This is a genomic window from Reichenbachiella agariperforans (assembly GCF_900142205.1).
GTDB classification, from domain to species: domain Bacteria; phylum Bacteroidota; class Bacteroidia; order Cytophagales; family Cyclobacteriaceae; genus Reichenbachiella; species Reichenbachiella agariperforans.
On record NZ_FRAA01000009.1, the window covers coordinates 16,727 to 38,994 of the forward strand.

Consider the following 22,268-nt stretch of genomic DNA (forward strand, 5'->3'; position numbering starts at 1 on the left):
ATATGGTATTGTTGTTTTTCATTCGAGTTAAATCTAATAGCCTATCGGCCTCCGATTAAATGTTCATCTCGGGGATATCTCCTGTCACAATCAACTTGCCTGCTGTAGCAGCCTCGATCTCTGCAACTGTCACTCCAGGTGCTCGTTCGATCAGTACAAAGCCCTCTCCTGTCACCTCTAGCACCGCTAGATTCGTCACGATTCGCTTCACACAACCTACTCCCGTGAGTGGCAGACTACACTGCGGCAAGAGTTTCGATTCCCCTGACTTACTCGTGTGCATCATCGCGACGATGATGTTTTCGGCCGATGCGACGAGATCCATCGCTCCGCCCATTCCCTTGACCATCTTGCCAGGGATCTTCCAGTTGGCAATATCTCCCGTCTCGGACACCTCCATCGCACCTAGTACCGTCAACTGCACGTGTCTCCCGCGTATCATAGCAAAAGATGTCGCTGAGTCAAACAATACCGCTCCCGGCTTCAGCGTCACGGTTTGCTTGCCAGCATTGATGAGGTCGGCATCCTCTTCGCCTTCATAGGGGAAATTACCCATCCCCAAGATTCCATTCTCGGACTGAAACTCCACCGCAATATCATCTGGCACATAGTTGGCGACTAACGTTGGGATACCGATCCCGAGATTGACATACCACCCGTCTTGCAGTTCTTGCGCGATGCGCTTGGCTATTCCATGTTTGTCTAGCATACCTATCGGGTTCTAAGGGTTCGTTGTTCGATTCTTTTTTCATAGTCCTTGCCCTCAAATATCCGCTGCACGAATATCCCCGGCGTATGAATGTAATTCGGGTCTAGTTCGCCCGGCTCGACCAGATGTTCGACCTCTGCGATTGTGACCCGTCCAGCCATCGCCATTGGCGGATTGAAGTTTCGCGCTGTGCCTTTGTAGATCAGGTTGCCCAGTCTATCCCCCTTCCACGCCTTGACAATTGCAAAATCAGCCTTCAGTGCCGTCTCCAAGATATGCGGCTTCCCGTCGAAGACACGGACTTCCTTGCCTTCTCCCACCTCTGTCCCATAGCCAGCGGGCGTATAAAATGCCGGTATGCCTGCCCCTCCTGCTCTACAGCGCTCGGCCAGCGAACCTTGAGGGATCAAGTCTACTTCGAGCTCTCCATTGAGAAGCTGTCGTTCGAATTCCGCATTTTCCCCGACGTAGGAGGAGATCATCTTTTTAATTTGTTTTTGCTGCAAAAGCAGCCCCAGGCCAAAGTCATCCACTCCAGCGTTGTTGGAGATGCAGGTCAGCTCCTTGACTCCTGACTTCACCAGAGCGGCAATCGCATTTTCGGGTATCCCACACAGTCCAAACCCTCCCAGCATGAGCGTCATCCCGTCATGGATATCTGCGATGGCTTCCTGCGCATTGTTTACTATTTTATTCATCGTCTTTCGGTGTTCATCTGCTATTCTATCCAAGATTTATAATACTGCCTGTCATCGATACGCATGGCATTTTCGGTGAGCATCAGTGGCCGAAACGTATCGATCATGACTGCCAATTCTAGCGTTTCTTTTTGTCCGATACTCTTCTCGTAGGTACCCGGATGAGGCCCATGCGGTATCCCTGCAGGGTGCAGGCTGATGTTGCCAGGCGCGACTCCCGTACGACTCATGAAATCTCCATCCACATAGTAGAGCATCTCATCCGAGTCGATGTTGGAGTGATTGTAAGGCGCAGGAATGGCCTGTGGGTGGTAGTCGTAGAGTCGCGGACAAAACGAGCACACCACAAAAGCCGAGGTCTCAAAAGTCTCATGCACTGGCGGGGGCTGATGCACCCGCCCTGTGATCGGTTCGAAGTTGTGAATCGAAAACCCGTACGGGTAATTGTAACCATCCCAACCTACCACATCGAATGGATGCGCTTGATAATGCAAGTGATGCAACATGCCCTGCTTTTTGATTTTGAGAAGGAAGTCTCCCGTCTCGTCATGTGTCTCCAGATCCTGTGGCAATTTGTAATCTCGCTCACAGTAGGGTGAGTGCTCCAGTAGCTGCCCAAACCAATTGCGGTATTTCTTCGGAGTATAAATCGGCGTGAAGGACTCAACGTAGAGCAGCCGGTTGTCGGTCGTATCAAATTCGATCTGATAGATCATTCCCCGAGGGATCACCAAATAATCCCCATACTCAAAAGGGATACTCCCTACGAGCGTACGCAGCGTACCCGATCCTCGGTGCACAAACAGCAGTTCGTCTGCCGAAGCATTCTTGTAGAAATAGTCACGCATCGACTGTTGTGGAGCAGCTACTCCGATGATCAAATCACCATTGACCATCAGTGGTTCGCGTGCCTCTAGATAGTCCCTTTTCGGAGCGACATCAAAAGTCAACAACTTTTTGGAGTGAATGTTTTTGTCCACAGCAATCCGTGGACTTGCATCGATGGACTCAGCAATATCCGTCACCATCGTAGGTCGACGGTGGTGGTAGAGCAGCGAGGACATACCGTCAAATCCGATCGTTCCAAACAACTGCTCAAAAAACAGCGAATCATCGGGCTTTCGAAATTGGGTATGCCGCTTAGGAGGTATCCTACCAAGTTTATGATAAATGGGCATATGTCTGTTGTTTTGGGTGTACACCTCTAGCCCTACTAGCGTGAAGTGTAGCTAATTCTAATCATTTTTTCTGACAATATAAATGGCAACCAGACGCTTATCACAGTCCATTAGTCTCAAGACATGATGCTGTTTAGAGTAGTCGGTATATCTGACTCATGACACTATATTCTCCAAAGAATCAACAAGCGAATTTTCGTTCACATGACAGAGCATTTATATAATTGGGCTTTGAGTGTCCTACTCAGTTGAAAATATTTATATTGATGCCAACAACCACGCATGTATGAAATTTTACGAATCCCTCAACTTCTCTGCTCTCAAGCATTCTTATATCTATAAGTTCCTATTCATTGCCTTTATAGGTACACATATTCCATTGGTAGCCAGTATCGCCTACATACTATACAGTCCAGTAGACCAAATCAACAAGTACCTGATGCTCCTTTTGATCTTAGGGTTTACAGTTGTGGCATTGATAGTCACGGTCATCTTGGGCAAGAAACTCCTAAAGCCCGTCAAACTTGCTTCAATGGCAATGGATCAATTCAAAGAAACACTTCAGATCATGCCATTACCCATCCATTATCAAGATGAAATAGGACAGCTACTACTCAACATCAATTTGACCCTCAATCAAGTCAAGCAACTCTCAGAGGAAAAACAAAATTATGCCAGTCTCATCACGCATGACCTGAGAAGTCCCATCACCTCTATAGTCGGCATTGCTGAACTAATCAAAGAGAGTGATGAACTCGACGAAATCTATGAGTTCACTGATATGATCTCTAATTCTGGAAATCAATCTTTGACGCTCATCAATGAGACCATGCAACTCATCAAGTCGACGCACTTCAACATAGAAGTGGGAGAGAAAAAAAACACCAATGCTAAAAAATTCATAGCGGGTGAAATTGCTTCGTTGGCCGGAAGCAACCTGCTTAAAAAAATTAATTTCTCCATCGCAATCGATCCTGAACTAAGTATATGGGTTCAACCAAGATTGTTTTCGCATGTCGCGCAAAACTTACTAAACAATGCCATCAAGTACTCTCATGAAAATGGCTTGGTAAAAATATCGGCCATAGAAAAGGAAGAATACTGTGAAATAAGCATCAAGGACCAAGGCATAGGTTTCGATCCAGAAAAAGAAGATATACTATTCGACAAATTCACAAGTGCAAAAAGAAAGGGTACACAAAATGAACCAACTACAGGACTCGGACTCTATCTAACCAAACTACTCATAGAAAAGCATCAGGGACAAATCAAAGCACATAGCGAAGGGAAAGATAAAGGGGCAATCTTCACCATCCATATTCCGAAAGAGAAAACAATAGGTTAATTGGGTAATTCAGGGGATAAAAATCAATATTCGACATTGAGCATTCGACATTCATTATTCCAATCATTTAAATATTACCTCCAAGACTCATAATAGGTGATTGTTTTTTTATAAAACAATCACAAATTTCGAACAATGAATCTTGAATCACGAAGGGATCTACTACCTCTCCCCCAGAAATACAGGACGATCCTAATTCAGGAGTTAAGCACCCTAATAAAAACACAAAGTCCCGTCTAAACTAGACGGGACTTTGTGTTTTATCGCATCGAAACGCGCCTTACAACCCGCTCACTTCTGCTTCTCTGTGTATTTTTTTAACCAATCCCTGAAGCACTTTTCCAGGACCACACTCTACGAATGAAGCTCCACCATCTGCTACCATAGCTTGAACCGATTGTGTCCAACGCACAGGTGCCGTCAACTGAGAGATCAAATTATTTTTAATCTCTATGATATCACTATGCGGCTTAGCATCGTAGTTTTGATACACCGGGCAGATAGGACTACTAAAAGTAGTCGCTTCGATAGCTGAGGCTAACTCTTCTCTAGCAGGCTCCATGAGTGGACTATGAAACGCCCCTCCTACTGGCAGTGGCAATGCTCGTTTAGCTCCTGCTTCTTTCATCTTTTCGCAAGCTGCTTCTATGCCGTCGTTGGTTCCTGAAATTACCAATTGCCCTGGACAATTGTAGTTCGCTGGAACGACTCCCTCAATCGATTGACATATCTCCTCTACGACCGAATCCTCTAATCCCAAAATAGCTGCCATAGTTGATGGATTCATTTCACAGGCTTTTTGCATCGCTAGGGCACGTTGTGAGACCAATCTTAATGCATCCTCAAAGCTTAACGCTTTGTTAGCAACCAAAGCAGAAAACTCACCCAAAGAGTGACCCGCCACCATATCTGGCTTGAAATCCGCACTAACTAATGCTGTGACCGCAGAATGAATAAATACCGCTGGCTGTGTCACCTTGGTTTCTTTCAATTCTTCCGCACTACCCTCGAACATCACTTTGGTGATATCGAACCCGAGTATATCGTTGGCACTATCAAAATATGATTTGGCTGCTGCAGAACTATCGTATAAGTCCTTGCCCATACCTGAAAATTGAGCTCCCTGACCTGGGAATACGTATGCTTTCATTTACTTTTTTAATTTGCGAGGCGCAAACTTAAAGCAATTCCCTTCATTCTAAAAACCGCTCCTTGTGATTCGCAGGCGGTAGCATACAAGCATCCGTCATCCCAAACCACTTGTATCGATTCTTAGCGATGACATCATAAAAGACATTAGAAACAAAGGAAGGTACAACCAAAAACACCTGCCCTAGTGACCATGGCGCTTTCAAAAATTTGGAAATCTTAAACGCTGCCTTAGATTTAGCATACAGCTTATCTTTGGACAAGAACAAAATACTATCCGTGTAATCCTTAGGAAGACCATGCTCAGACAGTATCTTTTCTCCTAGTGGAGATTGGAGCGGTGTAAACTTCAGCTGATCATTCTTTTCATGATCCAGTACAAAACTCACGGAGCTATTACAAAACTTACAAACCCCATCATAAAGCACCAAATTATCCAACTGACTTATCTTATTATGTTCACCCATCCTTTGTAATTCTTCACCGATTCATCTGGGTCAAGTGCATCAAATGTCACCTCTAGACTAAAATAATACACACCAGACTCAAGCATACGGCCATTTTTATTTTTCCCATCCCACATGATCAATATACCTGGATCACTCTCTGCGGGTCTGTCGTCTTCGGAGTTGTACGTGAACAATACTCCTCCAGTTCTATCAAAAACAGTAAAATTAACTGCCAATACAAAGCGAGGGCAATCCGCATTATCAAAATCTGGAATACCACCACTGCCACCTTCTGAACCTCCCGTTAAAACCTGATCCCAGAACGGGGTAAACGTGTCGTTTACGCCATCACCATTTGGCGTAAACACGTTAGGCATTTTGATGAATGGGCAGTTGTCATGGCATATACGTGCAGAACGCTCGCTTTCATTGCCTGATCGATCCACAGATGTAATTTCGTAGCAGCCCTTGAAAGAAGACAACCCTTCATGTAAGTATGAAGTACCTTCTACATTGGCCAAAAACGGCAACTCTTCTGCAGTATCTTCATCTGAGAAATAGATGTTATAACTATTGATATCATTGTCACATTGAGATGCTCCATCTTGATTCCATTCGAGCAAATTCTCGAACTGATCAAAGTCACACCCCCGAGTCGACAAGAACGTCTGACAATCAAAGCTGTCATCAAAGGCAAAATCAACTGGTGTACAAGGCGGTATGGTATCGTTCGGCTGGGCTGACAGAATCTGTGACTTGTTCAGTAACGGGTCATAACTACTCAATGAAGGATTCCCATAGCTTCCTTTGGTCTCCACATAGTAGCGGTACATCGTCTCATCGCTCAGCGCTACACCGTTGTGTGATCCATCATCTATATAGCGAAACCCATCTACTGTCACCTCTACTGAATCGATCAACATCAACTGATCGGGAAAGAAATCATCGACATTGTCTCGCCACACACGATGATAGGGCAAAGAATCCATCACATTAGACCATGGCACGAGTGCTTCCCATTCTATCATAATAGATTTCACATCTGTCGTTGCTTTGAGGCGTACTGATGAGGCGGGAAAAGATGAGTCAATATAGGTACCATCATTTTGATATGCATGAATCAAATAATGATAAGGGAGCTGATCAGTATTCAATCCAGTATCTGTAAACTCTCTATTGGTAATCCCCAGCGCAACCGTATCTCCATTCGCTAAGCCCGAAAGCCCCTCATAACGAACCACATCGTAGGTATAAGGCCCTGGAAACAAAACAGGATCCAAATCAAATGGTTCTTCCCACCTTACATAGATTTCACCATTGGCTTCACTCGTTTGTAACACATCTACATTGAGCACTACAGGTGCTTCTACTCCTATTTGAGCACAAGCCTCTTCAGAGACATAGCTCTCTCCTCCTGCTGGTGCAGGAAACTGTGCGACAATACGATAACAATAATTAGCACCTGGTGCTAACCCAGTTCCTTCATTATCATCTATATAATTTGTCACTTGTTGACCTGCAAGATTGCTATTATTGACTACATCAATGAGTTCATAGCCTGCATTGGCGGGCATACCCACCACACAGTCTTCTGCTACGATATCAAAGCTATCCACCCTTCGCCAAATCTCAATCTTATCAGCATTGCCGCAAGTGTACATGTCCCAATTAAGTTCTACCCGTCTTCCTGACAACTTATTGGTCACTAGTCCTGTGGGCGCTGGAGCTACTACACGTATCAGCCATGTTTTAAAATCTACCAGTCGAGTTCCTAGCGGTGGTTCATCCTTCGCTTTGATCTGCACTTCATACGGTCTCTCACGAATATGATCACAGGTAGTCTCCCATCTAAAAGCAATTTGCGCAGGCGTCGGCTGTACCGTTGGTGGATCGGGACTAAACGTTGCGGGGTTAATAAATGACTGCAAAGGACCACCAAACACTTCCAAAGTCAATGGGTCTCCATCAGGATCCGTCGCAATGATTATCTCTTCTATCGTTTCCCCCGCCTCTACACATATCTCCATGGGTTGGATAATTTCTGGTGGATTGTTATCTGTTTCCTCTATAATGATCTGCATGTCACGAGTTACAGAACCTATATTAAACCATTGATCATCAAGCTTTCTCCATTCCCTTACTTCAAAGGCTACATTATACTCTCCCATCAACCCAGGTGCATCCCATGTCAAATCTCCGTTGATAGAGTCAATTGAGAAAGTAGGTGGCCCATCTCGTTCTTGATTTCCTTCTAAGTAGTTCGTATAAAAGCTTGGGTCATTAGGCTCTTTATATCCGTTGACTTCACGATCAAAAAACTGCTGAGGAATTTTTAAATGATAAGACAAACTATCCCCGTCCGAATCGTAAGCTCCAGGGTTGTGCAAAAAAATAGCGCCTTCTGCTCCTTTATCTATTGGCGGGACTAGAAAAACAGGTGTATTGTTGATTCCAAAAATAGGGTCGATGGATATCTCAGTTTCTATATAAAATGGCGTGTCCACCGAACTAGACATATTGACCACTCCAGCATTTCTATTCTGTTCGTTATATCTGACCACATAGCGACCATTCCCTTGAAAAGTATGTGTGATAGTGAAGACGTTATAGGCTACTTCATCACCGAGCAGTATGGTTTGGTTGCTTTCGGCATTCTCTCCTAAATTGACATTCACTCCATCCCCGAAATCAATATCTCCACTACCAAACAAAACAGTAGAACCCGTGTCGGTATAGCCAATCACGGAGAACCGATAGGTCAACGTAGAACTAGAAATACGTCGTGCGACGATTTCTCCTGCACGTATATGTGTCGCCTGTGATACCACCACCGATAACATCATGAGTGTGGCTATCAATAAAAGAACCTTTTTGTCGAGCAATCTAATCATCGCGTGTCTACTTGTGTGTGATCATCGAGTAGCTAGTCGGAAAACTACCGCATAGCAACTGTCAAATATAAACTGATTGTAATTCAAATATAGGGTTATTGATAAAGCAACGATTCTCTATAAGAGGAAAATTCGCAGGCATCTTTGCTCCTAAATGACAATCACACCAATAAAACTGCTTAAGCCTCACTCAAATCAACAATCGCTATTCATGCTAATTTATACCCAGTATAAATACTTATTGTCATTGTCAGATTAGCCCCCCGAATATATCTTTACAGAAATTTATTCTACTTATTCAAAAACTAAATCATGAGTTGGTTTACACAATCGATTTCCGGCACGATAGGCAAAAAACTGCTAATGTCGCTGACTGGATTATTTCTAATTCTTTTCCTGGTGATTCATCTCGCTGGAAACCTACAGTTGCTCGCAGGTGATGGAGGCAAAGCCTTTAACATCTATGCCTACAACATGGCGCACAATCCATTGATCAAGTTCGTCTCGTATGGAAACTTCTTTTTCATATTGGTACACATCATCGATGGGATCATCCTGACCAGACAAAACAAGTCTGCGAGGAAAGTAAAGTATGCTGTTAGCACCAATGACTCCAAGAGTAGCTGGGCCTCTAAAAACATGGCACTACTAGGGATCATCATTTTGGTCTTTATCATCGCTCACCTCGCGGGCTTTTGGTACAAGTTCAAAAACGGTTCGTTGGCAGACGTAGTGTACGATGGCGTCACTTACCCCAACGGGTACGAAGTGGTCTCCTTCGCTTTTTCACAGCCACTGTACGCAGGTTTCTATGTCATTTGCATGGTCTTCTTAGGCTTTCACTTGTCACACGGGTTTTCTAGTGCATTTCAGACTTTGGGTTTGAATCACAAGAAATACACCCCTTTCATCAAAAAACTGGGCGTGCTCTACTCTATTTTGGTAGCCGCTGGTTTCGCAATCATTCCGATTGTTATGTACCTGAAAGGATAATTTAAAGAATTAAGAAAACTAAGAAATTAAAGAAATGGCTTTAGATTCAAAAATACCTGAGGGACCGTTAGCAGATAAGTGGACTAGCCACAAATTCAAAAGCAAACTGGTCAACCCAGCCAACAAAAGAAAATACGACATCATCGTAGTAGGGACTGGACTAGCAGGCGCATCAGCTGCCGCTTCGTTTGGCGAACTGGGCTACAATGTCAAGTCGTTTTGCTTTCAAGATAGCCCTCGTCGTGCACACAGTATCGCGGCGCAAGGAGGTATCAACGCGGCAAAAAACTATCAAAACGATGGAGATTCGGTCTTCCGTCTCTTCTATGACACCATCAAAGGTGGTGACTACAGAGGTAGAGAAGCCAACATCCACCGTCTCGCAGAAGTATCTGTCAACATCATCGACCAGTGCGTCGCGCAAGGTGTACCCTTCGCCCGTGACTATGGTGGGCTACTAGACAACCGATCGTTCGGGGGCGCGCAAGTATCGCGTACCTTCTACGCGAGAGGCCAAACGGGACAGCAGTTACTACTCGGTGCCTACTCTGCACTCAGCAGACAAGTCGCTACGGGCAAAGTAAAACTCTACGCTAGAACAGAAATGCTCGACGTAGTGATCATCGATGGTCAGGCCAGAGGTATCGTCACCAGAAACCTCATTACAGGCGAGATCGAATCACACTCAGCACATGCCGTAGTATTGGCGACTGGCGGATACGGTAATGTATTCTTCCTCTCTACCAATGCCATGGGCTCGAACGTGACGGCCGCTTGGAGAGCACACAAGAAGGGGGCGTTCTTTGGTAACCCATGTTACACGCAGATTCACCCAACATGTATCCCTGTATCAGGCGACCACCAGTCCAAACTGACCCTCATGTCAGAGTCACTCAGAAACGACGGACGTATCTGGGTACCTAAAGAGGCAGTCAAAGGATTGAAAGCAGCAGATGCTGCCAAAATCGCTGAAGAAGACAGAGATTACTACTTGGAAAGAAAATACCCTGCATTTGGTAACCTCGTCCCTCGTGATGTGGCTTCTCGAAATGCCAAGCAAATGTGTGATGCTGGCAAAGGTGTCGGCGCAACAGGCTTAGCGGTATTCCTAGATTTCTCTGACGCGATCAAAAGAGATGGACTAGAAACCATCAAAGGGAAATACGGCAACTTGTTTGACATGTATCAGCAGATCACGGGTGACAATCCCTACGAAATGCCGATGATGATCTATCCAGCCGTACACTATACCATGGGTGGTCTATGGGTAGATTACAACTTGATGACTTCTGTCCCTGGGCTATATGCTGCAGGTGAGGCCAACTTCTCAGATCACGGAGCAAACCGTCTCGGAGCAAGTGCCTTGATGCAAGGGCTAGCGGATGGATACTTCGTCTTGCCGTATACGATTGGTGACTACCTCGCCAACATGCCATACGACAAGATCCCTACGGATCATGAGGCATTCCAAACGGCAGAAAAAGAAGTCAAAGACAGGATTCAAAAACTCCTCAGCATCAACGGAACCAAAACCGTAGATGACTTCCACAAAGAGCTCGGACACATCATGTGGGAACACTGTGGTATGGCCAGAAATGCGGAAGGGCTGAAACTCGCCAAGGAGAAGATCAAAGCACTCCGCGAAGAGTTCTGGAAAAACGTCAAAGTGCTCGGAGACAACGAGGAGATGAACATGTCTCTCGAAAAAGCCAATAGAGTGGCTGACTTCATCGAACTCGGCGAATTGATGGTCGATGATGCCTTCAACAGAAGAGAATCATGTGGCGGTCACTTCAGAGAGGAATCTCAAACTCCAGAGGGAGAAGCACTCCGTATCGATGATGAATTTTCTTATGTAGCGGCTTGGGAATACCAAGGAGAAGGCCAAGATGCCAAACTACACAAGGAAGAGCTAGAATTCGAAAATGTTAAATTGACTCAAAGAAGCTATAAATAAGAATTGACATGAATCTGAAATTAAAAATCTGGAGACAGAAAAACGCTAACGACAAAGGTGCTTTCGAATCATACGATGTTTCGGACGTATCCCCAGACATGTCATTTCTTGAAATGCTTGACGTGTTGAACGAAGACCTATCGAGAGATGGCAAAGACCCTGTACACTTCGATCATGACTGTAGAGAAGGTATCTGTGGCATGTGCTCGCTGTATATCAACGGCAAACCACACGGACCAAAGGATGCTGTCACGACGTGCCAGCTACACATGAGATCGTTCAAGGATGGTGACATCATCGTGATCGAGCCTTGGAGAGCGTCTGCTTTCCCAGTGCACAAAGATTTGGTGGTAGACAGAAGTTCTTTTGATCGAATCATCCAAGCGGGTGGCTATGTCAATGTCAACACTGGAGGTGTACCAGACGCCAACGAAATCGCGATCCCTAAAACGATCGCTGATCAGGCCATGGATGCTGCCCAGTGTATCGGTTGTGGTGCTTGTGTTGCAGCGTGCAAAAACGCTTCTGCTATGCTATTCACCGCGGCGAAGGTTTCTCAACTGGCCTTGTTGCCACAGGGACAAACCGAGAGACACACACGCGTCGAAAGAATGGTCGCGCAGATGGAAGAAGAAGGTTTTGGTAACTGTACCAATACTGGCGCTTGTTCTGCAGTCTGTCCAAAGGAAATCGGTCAAGAGCACATTGCTCGCTTGAACAGAGAATACATCGGAGCAAAAGCAGCTTCTGATAACGTATAGTCTAGCGCTATCTTAAATATTCAAAGCCACTCTTTTTCGAGTGGCTTTTTTTATGCTTAACCGACCATTTTAAAACTTTTATGCTATCTTCAAACTTTTAAGAAATAGCACGTAACGCTACTTCATTTAACTAACCATTTTTAAATATTAATTATGAATTTAATTTCAAAATCATTCCTATCTGCAGCTCTTTTAGCTTCTGTTCTTTTTGTTTCTTCTTGTGACAAAGACGATGACGGTGGATCCTCTACTTGGACGGATGCGCAAATTGCTGAATTAAGAGAGGAATCTTGTGAAGGGACTAGCGACGATGCTTGCGACTGTTATGTAGATAAAATAACTGAAGAGTACAGTTACAAAGAATATTCAAATCTAGGGTTTGACGATTTAGAAAAACTCATTGAAATTTCTACAAGCTGTGCAGGATAAGATTTAAATACATTTAAAAACAAAAAGAGCGGCTCTCAGGAGTGGCTCTTTTTGTTTTTAACCATCCACTCCTAAACCGCTGCACCCCTCTAAATCTGTTTAAAAGGGGGCAATCCGTATTTCTGGGGAGAGATCAAGAGTTACTTCGTGATTCAAGATTCATTGTTCGAAATTTATGATTGTTTTTCGTGAATAACCATCTCTTATAAGTCTTTGAGGTTAATTTGAATGATTGGAATAAAAATATCGAACCTGTCTACCGAGTCCCCTCCAACTTTACAGACTGATCCTTTAAAAGGAGCTAAATACGCCTTGTATTTTTTGTTCTACGCTCCGAGGAAGGTGTCGTGTAATTCCGCTTGCTACTAATAGTATTACCGTCATAAGACTAGGCTCTCCGCAAGTGAGGAAGCTAAGATTGACTGTGGTGAGTATTCTGCCAGAACTGAGAGATCGCTCCTCCTCCCAAATGATGTAAAAAGGGTTCTCACAAGTACAATTCACAGTACTACCCCTGCTGTAGTAGGTAGCAATGATCATCCCTCCAAACATAGTCTATGCGTATAAATAATTAAGACAATATGTCAGCAGCATATCACAAAAAGCTCAATTTAACTCCTGTCAAGATGAAAAAGAAAGGGCTTCAAATGAACGTCAAAACAAACACGTGTGTTTGAACGTCGAAACACGTGTCTTTGGCGCTCGAAACACACGTGTTTGTCGCCCGAAACACCTGTAGTTCCAGCGCCAAAGACACGTGTTTAAAAAAGACAACTAAAACCCCCCTTCAGGCCATCAAAATAGCACTTTTAATAAAAACTCTGACTACCAATCACAAGGTATAAGACGCTCAATTGTTGTATATTCTCTATCGATTGAGAGAAATCAAAAAAGAAGACATTTTGTCTGAGTGAAGCGAATTTAAAAAAACACCTCGAACGATTTAAACCCAACCCTATAGCACTCCAGGTCGCACCCAAGCGATGCTTACACACCATCTCGGTCTTGTGTGGAAAACTTCCCCTTCACTCCTCTCCTTTCCATCCACATAAATCACTAATTTTAAGGCGCGCTTTTCAAAGTGCAAAGCCAGACGTGTAACTACCTAAAGCTTTGTACTTTTCACTTTCAACTCGACAGTATGTACCTGATTTTTGATACCGAGACCACGGGTTTACCCAAGAACTACAATGCACCGCTCGAAGACCTAGACAACTGGCCTAGACTGGTACAGCTCGCATGGCAACTCCACGCCAACGACGGTTCGCTGATCGATAGACAAAATTTCATCGTCAAGCCAGAAGGGTACACGATTCCTTTCAATGCGCAAAAAGTACACGGTATCTCTACGGAGCGTGCCGAAGCGGAAGGACACGATCTCAATGAAGTCCTCAGTATATTCAGCGAAGACCTCAAAAGAACAGAATCAGTCGTCGGTCACAACGTCGAGTTTGACCTGAACATCGTCGGCGCAGAATATCTGCGCAAAGAACGAAACAATGACCTCAATGGCATCAAAGCCATCGATACCAAGGACGAATCCACAGACTATGTCGCCATACCCGGTCGTGGCGGTCGCTTCAAGTGGCCCACCCTGACCGAGCTGCACACCAAGCTCTTTGGCGAAGGCTTTGATGATGCCCATGATGCGGCTTATGATGTAGATGCGACAGCCAAGTGTTTCTTTGGTCTGATCACGGAGGGGGTCATCCCTCCCTTGGACGATACGGCCAAGGAGCAGGTCATCTACGAAGCACCTAAACTCGAAGCGGCCAATTTCGCTGCAACAGAAGAGCAAAGCATCGAGATGCCGCCCAAAGCTACTGCCGAAGAAATCAAGGCACTCGAGGACCTCCCCTTCTCCCACCTTCACGTCCACTCGCAGTACTCCGTACTACAGGCAGTCTCCGAAGTAGACTCCATCGTACAGACAGCCAAACAACACAACATGCCCGCCATTGCCCTGACAGACCATGGCAACATGATGGCGGCTTTCCACTTCGTACGCGCCGCACTGGCTGCTGACATCAAACCTATCCTAGGTTGTGAGTTCAACGTCACCGATGATCGCACCTCGAAGAGCAAACAAAACAACGGTTACCAACAGGTACTCATCGCCAAGAACAAAAAAGGCTACCACAACCTCGCCAAGATGGCCTCCATTGCCTTCGTCGAGGGGTTCTACTATGTGCCTCGTATAGACAAGTCAGTCATCGAGCAATACAAGGAAGACATCATCGCAACGACGGGTGGGCTTTGGGGGGAGATTCCATTTACGATCCTAAACATCGGCGAAGAACAAGCCGAAGAAGTGTTCCTCTGGTACAAGGAACTGTTTGGAGAGGACTTCTATGTCGAACTGACGCGTCACGGTGTGGAAGAAGAAGAAGTCGTCAACCAAGTGTTGCTGCGCTTCGCTGAGAAACATGGCGTCAAGTACTTCGCCTCCAACAACACCTACTACACCGACAAGTCACAGGCCAATGCCCATGACATCCTGCTCTGTGTCAAAGATGGCGAACAGCAATCCAAACCAAAAAAATACATCGGCAAACGAGGCAGAGAGTTTCGCTACGGCTTCCCCAACGAGGAATTCTACATCAAGTCACCGGCAGAGATGAAAAAACTCTTTGCGGATCTGCCAGACGCCATCAGTACCACCAACGAGATCGTAGACAAAATCGAGAGCTACGTACTCGAGCGCGACATTCTCCTCCCAGCCTTTGACATACCGGAGGAGTTTCAAGACGAGCGAGACAAAGACGATGCTTCCCTCAAACTGGGCGAAAACAATCTGCTGCGCCACCTCACCTACGAAGGTGCCAAAAAGCGCTACGACGAGATCACCCCAGACATCGAGGAGCGACTGGACTTTGAGCTGGATGTCATCCGAAACACCGGCTACCCTGGTTACTTCTTGATTGTACAGGACTTTTGCCAAGCGGCACGTGACATGGGCGTATCGGTAGGCCCAGGCCGTGGGTCAGCCGCTGGATCAGCAGTCGCCTACTGCATCGGGATCACCAACGTAGACCCGATCAAGTACGATCTACTTTTTGAGCGTTTCTTGAATCCAGAAAGGGTGTCCATGCCCGATATCGATATTGACTTTGACGATGAGGGTCGTCAGAGCGTGATTGACTATGTGATCAACAAATACGGGGCAAATCAAGTCGCCCAGATCATCACCTACGGTACGATGGCAGCCAAGTCAGCCATCCGGGACACCTCACGTGTACTGGAGCTCAATTTGGCAGATGCCGACCGACTCGCCAAATTGGTCCCGGACATCAAACTCAAGAAGCTGTTTAGCCTCAGCGACAAAGACCTAGCGGACAAACTCAAAAACAACCCCGAAGCGATCACACAAGCCAACGAACTGAAGCGTATCGCGACAGAATCTACGCCAGAATCCAAGGTCGTCAACCAAGCCAAAATGCTCGAAGGATCGGTGCGAAACACAGGGATTCATGCCTGTGGGGTCATCATCACACCAGACGACATCACCAAGTTCGTCCCTGTAGCACTGGCCAAGGATTCGGAGATGTACTGTACGCAGTTTGACAACTCCGTCGTAGAAGATGCTGGTCTACTCAAGATGGATTTTTTGGGTCTCAAAACCCTCACCTTGATCAAAGATGCTTGCCGTCTGGTCAAGCAACGACACGACATCACGCTCGACCCTGATGAGTTCCCCATCGACGATCAAGCGACCTACGAGCTCTTCCAGCGTGGAGAAACCGTCGGAATATTCCAATATGAATCCCCCGGTATGCAGAAGTATATGCGGGAGCTCAAGCCTACGGTATTTGCCGATTTGATTGCAATGAACGCACTCTATCGTCCGGGACCGATCGAGTACATCCCCTCATTTATCAAGCGTAAGCATGGCGATGAAGAGATCCAGTATGATCTGGACGACATGCAAGAGTACCTAGAGGAAACCTACGGAATCACCGTCTATCAGGAGCAGGTTATGCGACTTTCTCAGAAACTGGCGGACTTCACCAAGGGGGAAGCCGATGTACTGCGTAAGGCCATGGGTAAAAAGCAAATGGCAGTACTGGATAAGATGAAACCTAAATTCATCGAACAAGCTTCTGCCAAAGGGCATGATGCCAAAATACTCGAAAAAGTATGGAAGGATTGGGAAGCTTTTGCATCCTATGCCTTCAACAAGTCTCACTCGACGTGCTACGCATGGGTGGCCTACCAGACGGCCTACCTCAAAGCCAACTACCCTGCCGAGTACATGGCTGCCGTACTCTCCAACAACATGAACGACATCAAGCAGGTAAGTTTCTTCATGGAAGAATGCCAGCGGATGGGACTCGAAGTACTCGGGCCAGATGTCAACGAATCCATCACGAAATTCAACGTGAACGACCAAGGCCAGGTACGATTTGGACTCGCAGCGATGAAAGGTGCCGGTGATGCAGCAGTGAAGGCACTCATCGAAGAGCGAGAAGCCAACGGGATATACAAAGACATCTTCGATCTAGCGATACGTGTCAACCTGCGTCAGGTCAACAAGAAAACACTGGAAGTCATGGCACAGGCGGGGGCATTTGACTGCTTCGAATCCTACCACAGACGGCAGTACCTCGCAGCAGTGGGCAATGAAACCAACCTCATCGACAAGGTCGTCAAATATGCCAACCGCATGGAAGCACAAGCTGCCAGTGCACAGGCATCCCTATTCGGTGGAGACTCAGGCGTGTCTGAACCCATCCCTACCGTCGCGGATGTAGAGCCGTTTACGAACTTGGAACAGCTCCGACTGGAAAAAGAAGTCGTGGGACTATACATCTCTGGTCATCCATTGGATCAGTTCAAGTTCGAGATCGATAAGTTCTGCAACACCTCCGTCGGTGAGCTCAACAACATGCCCGAACTGCAAAAGAAAGGAGCCAACATCCGCATGGCCGGCATGGTCACGGCAGTAGGCCATCGGCAAACCAAAAATGGAAAACCATTTGGAACACTGGAGATCCAAGACTACACAGACACCTATACCTTCTTCTTGTTTTCGGAGGACTATGTCAAGTTCAAGGAGTACTTCGAAGTGGGGTGGTTTCTCTACCTCCAAGGCGCAATCAAGCTCAAATGGCAAGGCCCTGATCTAGAGTTCAAAATCAACTCCGTATCCCTACTCACCGACATCCGTGCAGAGAAGACCAAAGGCATCACGCTCAACCTGAGGCTCCAAGACATCTCCGACGAGCTGATCAAAGACATCAACGAGCTGACTGCAGCCCACGAAGGGGACGGCCTACTCAAAGTCAACATCTTCGATCCAGAAGCAGGCATGAAAGTCAACCTCATGTCTCGCAAGATCAAAGTCAGTCCCGATGACGAACTCATCAAAAAACTAGACACCTACGAGCACATTAAATATGATGTGATTGTATAACTCTATACCCAAAAATCGAACTAACAATGACCACCAGTCATACTACTATAGCGGTTTTCCTAACAACTATTCTGCATAAATGTAGCATATCGATACGCTAGGCTATATCTTGGATTTCAACTTCTGAGATCAAACCTCTGCTCGAAGTTCTGACAACCTATGCAAAACAAGCCATACGCTTCCTTCTCAACCACTGACGATCACACGGGGTTCGACCATGTCATCATCGGCTCGGGTATGGGAGCCATGACCCTAGGCACTTGGCTCGCCAAGGCAGGTAAAAAAGTCGCCCTCTTCGAGCAGCACTATGTACCGGGTGGGTTCACCCACTCATTCAAACGGAAAGATGGCATGAAATGGGACGTGGGTGTCCACTACATGGGCAACATGCAGGAAGGACACGGTCTACGCAAACTCATGGATTTCCTCACCAACCATGAACTGAATTGGGCTTATATGGGAGAGGTCTACGATGTGGTCATGATCGGCAAAGACCGCTACGAAATCCCCGCAGGAGAAGAGAACTTTAGGCAACAAATGAAGCATTACTTCCCTGACGATCATCAAGCCATCGATGACTATCTGACCTTACTCAAGAAAACCAACAAATGGGGCAGTGCTTTCTTCTTTGAGAAAAGCTTTGAACCCTTCTTGAGCCAAACACTAGGCAGATTGATTCGACGGGCATACGCCAAATACTACCGCTCTACGACGCTAGAGACACTTCAAACCCTCACGACAAACCGGCGTCTCATCGCAGTACTCTGTGGGCAATGTGGCAATTATGGCCTACCTCCGAAGGAAAGTAGTTTTGCAGCACATGCCATGGTGATCGGGCATTTCATGGAAGGAGGATACTACCCTCATGGAGGCAGTGAACAGATCGCCAATCGCACTTTAGATACTTTTCGTCGACTAGGAGGCAAAACCTACATCAACGCCCCCGTCTCTGAAATCGTCACCGAAAAAGGGAAAGCCACAGGCATCCGTATCAAAGGAAAATTCATCCCCTGTCGCAGTGTCATCAGCAACATAGGCATCAAAAACACTTTCGGAAAACTCCTCGATGAAACAGCTCGAAAACGACAAGCCATGTCACCAAACGACACCAAACCATCGAGTGCTCATCTGTGTCTCTATGTTGGACTCGATCGATCCGACGAGCAATTGAAACTGCCCAAACACAACATCTGGAGTTACGAAACGGAAGATTACTCAGCGGATATCAATAGTATCACCGAACATAATACGGCAAATAAGTTTTCCTATGTGTCTTTCCCCTCTGCCAAAGACGCACTATGGGCCGAGCAGCACCCTAACAGATCAACAATTCAAGCCATCTCCGTAGGCCGATACGAATGGTACGAATCATATGCTGAGCAACCCTGGCGCAACAGAGAAACTGCCTACCAACAAAAGAAGGAACATTTCAAAAACACCATGCTGGAAAAACTCTACGAACTCGTTCCTCAGATCAAAGGGCACGTGATCTATGCAGAAGTCAGCACACCACTATCTACACGTCATTTCACGGACTACCAAACTGGAGAGATCTACGGACTAGCACACACGCCAAAACGATTTGCCCTACCCTACCTCAGACCTCAGACCAAAATCAAAGGACTCAAACTCGTCGGCCAAGACATCACCCTCGTCGGCGTAGCAGGCGCCATGCTTTCGGGTATGCTATGTGCCATCGTCATTCTCAAATTTCGCGTTTGGAAAATATTCAAAGACATGAATAACCCTGTAGGGTGATAATGACCTTTGAAATGATTTACTTGATACAATCAAACAATCCATTTAGAATTGTTCTTTGTCTTCAAGCCAGACAGACCATGCTTCCGGCAGGTAAACGCTTCTTTTTTACCGCCAAAAAAGGAAGCAAAAAGGCTAGAAAATTATAAACTCGCTATCGCTCAGACAGTATAATTTATATCCTTTATTAATCGAACTCAGGTAACTACGTTATAGCGAAAAGACTTTCAAAAATAAAAGGTCATTCCTCTTGCGAAGAATGACCTTTTGTATTTTCATAAGTGATCTAACCTTAGTCCTTTTTCTCAGGCTTAGGCAGAATCGCTTTTCTAGACAATCTAAATTTGCCAGTCTTCTTGTCGATCTCGATCAATTTGACTTTCACTTGCTCTCCTACTTCCATGACGCCATCCATTTTCTCGACGCGTTCCCATTTGATCTCAGAGATGTGTAGCAATCCGTCTTTGCCAGGCATGAATTCGATGAATGCACCGAAAGGCTGAATCGACTTCACTTTACCGACATAGATTTCGCCTTCTTCTGGCATTGCTACGATGTTGTTGACACGTCTAACCGCATCCTCCATCGCATTGCCATCTGTAGCGAATATGCTCACGATACCATTCTTGTCATCCTCGTCCACTACGATGGTCGCACCAGATTCTTTTTGGATTTCCTGAATGATCTTACCGCCAGGTCCGATCACAGCACCGATCAATTCTTTCGGTATTCTGATGACCTTAGATCTAGGCGCGTGAGATTTCAAGTCCGCTCTAGGCTCAGACAATGTCTCGGTAATTTTGCCCAAGATATGCTCTCTACCCGCTTTGGCTTGCATCAACGCTTCGGTCAATACTTCGTAAGACAACCCGTCTACTTTGATATCCATCTGACAAGCAGTGATACCATCCGCAGTACCGGTTACTTTGAAGTCCATGTCACCCAAGTGATCTTCATCACCCAAGATATCCGATAGGATGGCATACTTTCCAGTCACAGGATCAGAAATCATACCCATCGCAATACCTGATACAGGCTTCTTCAACGGCACACCAGCATCCATGAGTGCCAACGCACCCGCACATACAGTCGCCATAGATGACGAACCGTTTGATTCCAAGATATCAGAAACTACACGGATCGTGTATGGATTTTCATCGTCTGGTGGCAACATTGGCTTCAATGCTCTCCAAGCGAGGTTACCATGACCTACTTCTCTACGTCCAGGACCTCTATTAGGTCTTACTTCACCCGTTGAGAAACCAGGGAAGTTGTAGTGTAGGATGAATTTGTTGTATCCAGAGTGTACCGCTCCATCGATCATTTGCTGATCCATCTTGGTACCCAATGTCACAGATGTCAACGACTGGGTCTCCCCTCTCGTAAACACCGCAGAACCATGTGCTGACGGCAAGTAATCTACTTCACTCCAGATCGGTCTGATCTCGTCCAATTGACGACCATCAAGACGTACTCTAGTGTCTAGCACTACGTTTCTGATGGCTTCTTTTTCCACATCGTGGTAATATTTCTTTAGCAAGAATTTGCTGTACTCTTCGCCTTCTGGCAATTCTGGAAGCGCCTCTACATACTCGTCATAGATTGCTCCGAATTTTTGCTTTCTCAAGTTTTTGTCCGCCAGACCTTCTTTGGCTACTGCGTACACTTTGTCGTAGGTCTTCGCTTTGATATCGGCAGCAAGTGCTTCATCATGCGTTTCGTGGTTGTATTCTCTTTTGACAGATGCTCCGACCGCCTCAGCCAACTCTGACTGCAATGCACACTGGTCTTTGATCGCCTCGTGTCCTGCTTTGATCGCTCCGATCATCACGTCTTCAGACACCTCTTGCAATTCGCCCTCCACCATCATGATCTCTGTAGCAGAACCTGCTATAATCATGTCTAGCTCAGCGCCTTCCATTTGTGTTTTCGTTGGGTTGATGTGGTAATCTCCGTCTTTGAAGATCACGCGTACTTCTGAAATAGGCCCGTTGAACGGAATGTCAGAAACAGCGATCGCGGCAGAAGCAGCAAATGCAGCCAATGCATCTGGAAGATCATCCTCTCCCAAAGAGATCAACTGGATGAAAACTTGTGTATCCGCGTGATAATCACCTGGGAACAAAGGTCTCAAAGCTCTATCTACCAATCTACAAATCAATACTTCTTGGTCAGAAAGTCTACCTTCTCTTTTCAAAAATCCTCCTGGGATTTTACCAGCAGAAGCAAACTTCTCTTGATAATCTACAGACAATGGGAGGAAATCCACGTCTTCTTTAGCGTCTGGAGCAGACACTACAGTTGCGAGCAACATGGTGTTGCCCATTTTCAAAACTACAGAACCATCAGCCTGCTTGGCCAATTTACCGGTTTCAATCGTAATTTCTCTGCCGTCCTTTAACTTAACGGACTTGTTTACTACGTTTAATGACATAAAATATGTTTTAAATTTTGACTAATGATTGAGTGTGAGTGATGTCAAAATTTCAATTAACATGGAGTGAGAAAGAACAAGAAAGGGAATCCGTAAGAATTCCC

The 22,268-nt window shown here is 45.9% G+C and carries 14 protein-coding genes; 7 read left to right on the forward strand and 7 right to left on the reverse strand.

The genetic code is table 11. The annotated features are described in order from the left end of the window. Window positions 1-55 precede the first annotated feature (55 nt). From BUB99_RS17755 to BUB99_RS17765, 3 genes are read right to left on the reverse strand one after another with little or no spacing between them, the layout of a single operon-like run. Window positions 56-709, reverse strand: a complete 654-nt coding sequence (locus BUB99_RS17755; protein WP_073124801.1) for a 3-oxoacid CoA-transferase subunit B — start codon at window positions 707-709, stop codon at window positions 56-58. A 2-nt stretch (window positions 710-711) separates the two neighbouring features. Then, window positions 712-1,407: a CoA transferase subunit A gene (locus BUB99_RS17760; protein WP_073125015.1), complete on the reverse strand. Its 696-nt coding sequence runs from the start codon at window positions 1,405-1,407 to the stop codon at window positions 712-714. Between the two features lie 20 nt (window positions 1,408-1,427). Continuing rightward, entirely contained in the window at window positions 1,428-2,585 is a 1,158-nt protein-coding gene (locus tag BUB99_RS17765; RefSeq protein ID WP_073125017.1) for a homogentisate 1,2-dioxygenase, read from the reverse strand. A 286-nt stretch (window positions 2,586-2,871) separates the two neighbouring features. Between BUB99_RS17765 and BUB99_RS17770 the strand changes: the two genes are divergently transcribed. Further along, complete coding sequence (locus BUB99_RS17770) at window positions 2,872-3,930, forward strand: sensor histidine kinase (protein ID WP_073124802.1); 1,059 nt, start codon at window positions 2,872-2,874, stop codon at window positions 3,928-3,930. Between the two features lie 280 nt (window positions 3,931-4,210). Here BUB99_RS17770 and fabD read toward each other — a convergent pair whose 3' ends face one another. From fabD to BUB99_RS17785, 3 genes are read right to left on the reverse strand one after another with little or no spacing between them, the layout of a single operon-like run. Then, the gene (gene fabD / locus BUB99_RS17775; RefSeq protein WP_073124804.1) at window positions 4,211-5,080 is read right to left on the reverse strand and encodes an ACP S-malonyltransferase; all 870 of its coding nucleotides are present in this window, start codon (window positions 5,078-5,080) and stop codon (window positions 4,211-4,213) included. A 43-nt stretch (window positions 5,081-5,123) separates the two neighbouring features. Continuing rightward, on the reverse strand, window positions 5,124-5,546 hold the full coding sequence (locus tag BUB99_RS17780) for a thiol-disulfide oxidoreductase DCC family protein (RefSeq protein ID WP_073124806.1): 423 nt from the start codon (window positions 5,544-5,546) through the stop codon (window positions 5,124-5,126). Then, window positions 5,525-8,419 carry a gliding motility-associated C-terminal domain-containing protein gene (locus BUB99_RS17785; protein ID WP_139281090.1) on the reverse strand — a complete coding sequence of 965 codons (2,895 nt, stop codon included), beginning with the start codon at window positions 8,417-8,419 and terminating at the stop codon, window positions 5,525-5,527. The genes BUB99_RS17780 and BUB99_RS17785 overlap by 22 nt, the downstream gene beginning before the upstream one ends. Window positions 8,420-8,731: 312 nt before the next feature. Here BUB99_RS17785 and BUB99_RS17790 point away from each other — a divergent pair, with 312 nt between their 5' ends. From BUB99_RS17790 to BUB99_RS17815, 6 genes are all read left to right on the forward strand, one after another. After that, on the forward strand, window positions 8,732-9,412 hold the full coding sequence (locus BUB99_RS17790; protein ID WP_073124809.1) for a succinate dehydrogenase cytochrome b subunit: 681 nt from the start codon (window positions 8,732-8,734) through the stop codon (window positions 9,410-9,412). Window positions 9,413-9,446: 34 nt separating this feature from the next. Then, the gene (locus tag BUB99_RS17795) at window positions 9,447-11,369 is read left to right on the forward strand and encodes a fumarate reductase/succinate dehydrogenase flavoprotein subunit (protein WP_073124811.1); all 1,923 of its coding nucleotides are present in this window, start codon (window positions 9,447-9,449) and stop codon (window positions 11,367-11,369) included. Window positions 11,370-11,377: 8 nt separating this feature from the next. Then, window positions 11,378-12,130 carry a succinate dehydrogenase/fumarate reductase iron-sulfur subunit gene (locus tag BUB99_RS17800; RefSeq protein ID WP_073124813.1) on the forward strand — a complete coding sequence of 251 codons (753 nt, stop codon included), beginning with the start codon at window positions 11,378-11,380 and terminating at the stop codon, window positions 12,128-12,130. 153 nt (window positions 12,131-12,283) lie between these two features. Then, a complete protein-coding gene (locus BUB99_RS17805) occupies window positions 12,284-12,559 on the forward strand; it encodes a hypothetical protein (protein ID WP_073124814.1) in 276 nt (91 codons plus the stop codon). 1,141 nt (window positions 12,560-13,700) lie between these two features. Next, complete coding sequence (dnaE, locus tag BUB99_RS17810; protein WP_073124816.1) at window positions 13,701-17,972, forward strand: DNA polymerase III subunit alpha; 4,272 nt, start codon at window positions 13,701-13,703, stop codon at window positions 17,970-17,972. Window positions 17,973-18,131: 159 nt separating this feature from the next. After that, window positions 18,132-19,730 carry a phytoene desaturase family protein gene (locus tag BUB99_RS17815; RefSeq protein WP_073124818.1) on the forward strand — a complete coding sequence of 533 codons (1,599 nt, stop codon included), beginning with the start codon at window positions 18,132-18,134 and terminating at the stop codon, window positions 19,728-19,730. A gap of 292 nt (window positions 19,731-20,022) precedes the next feature. Here BUB99_RS17815 and pnp read toward each other — a convergent pair whose 3' ends face one another. Next, window positions 20,023-22,164, reverse strand: a complete 2,142-nt coding sequence (gene pnp / locus BUB99_RS17820; RefSeq protein ID WP_073124819.1) for a polyribonucleotide nucleotidyltransferase — start codon at window positions 22,162-22,164, stop codon at window positions 20,023-20,025. Between the last annotated feature and the right edge of the window lie 104 nt (window positions 22,165-22,268).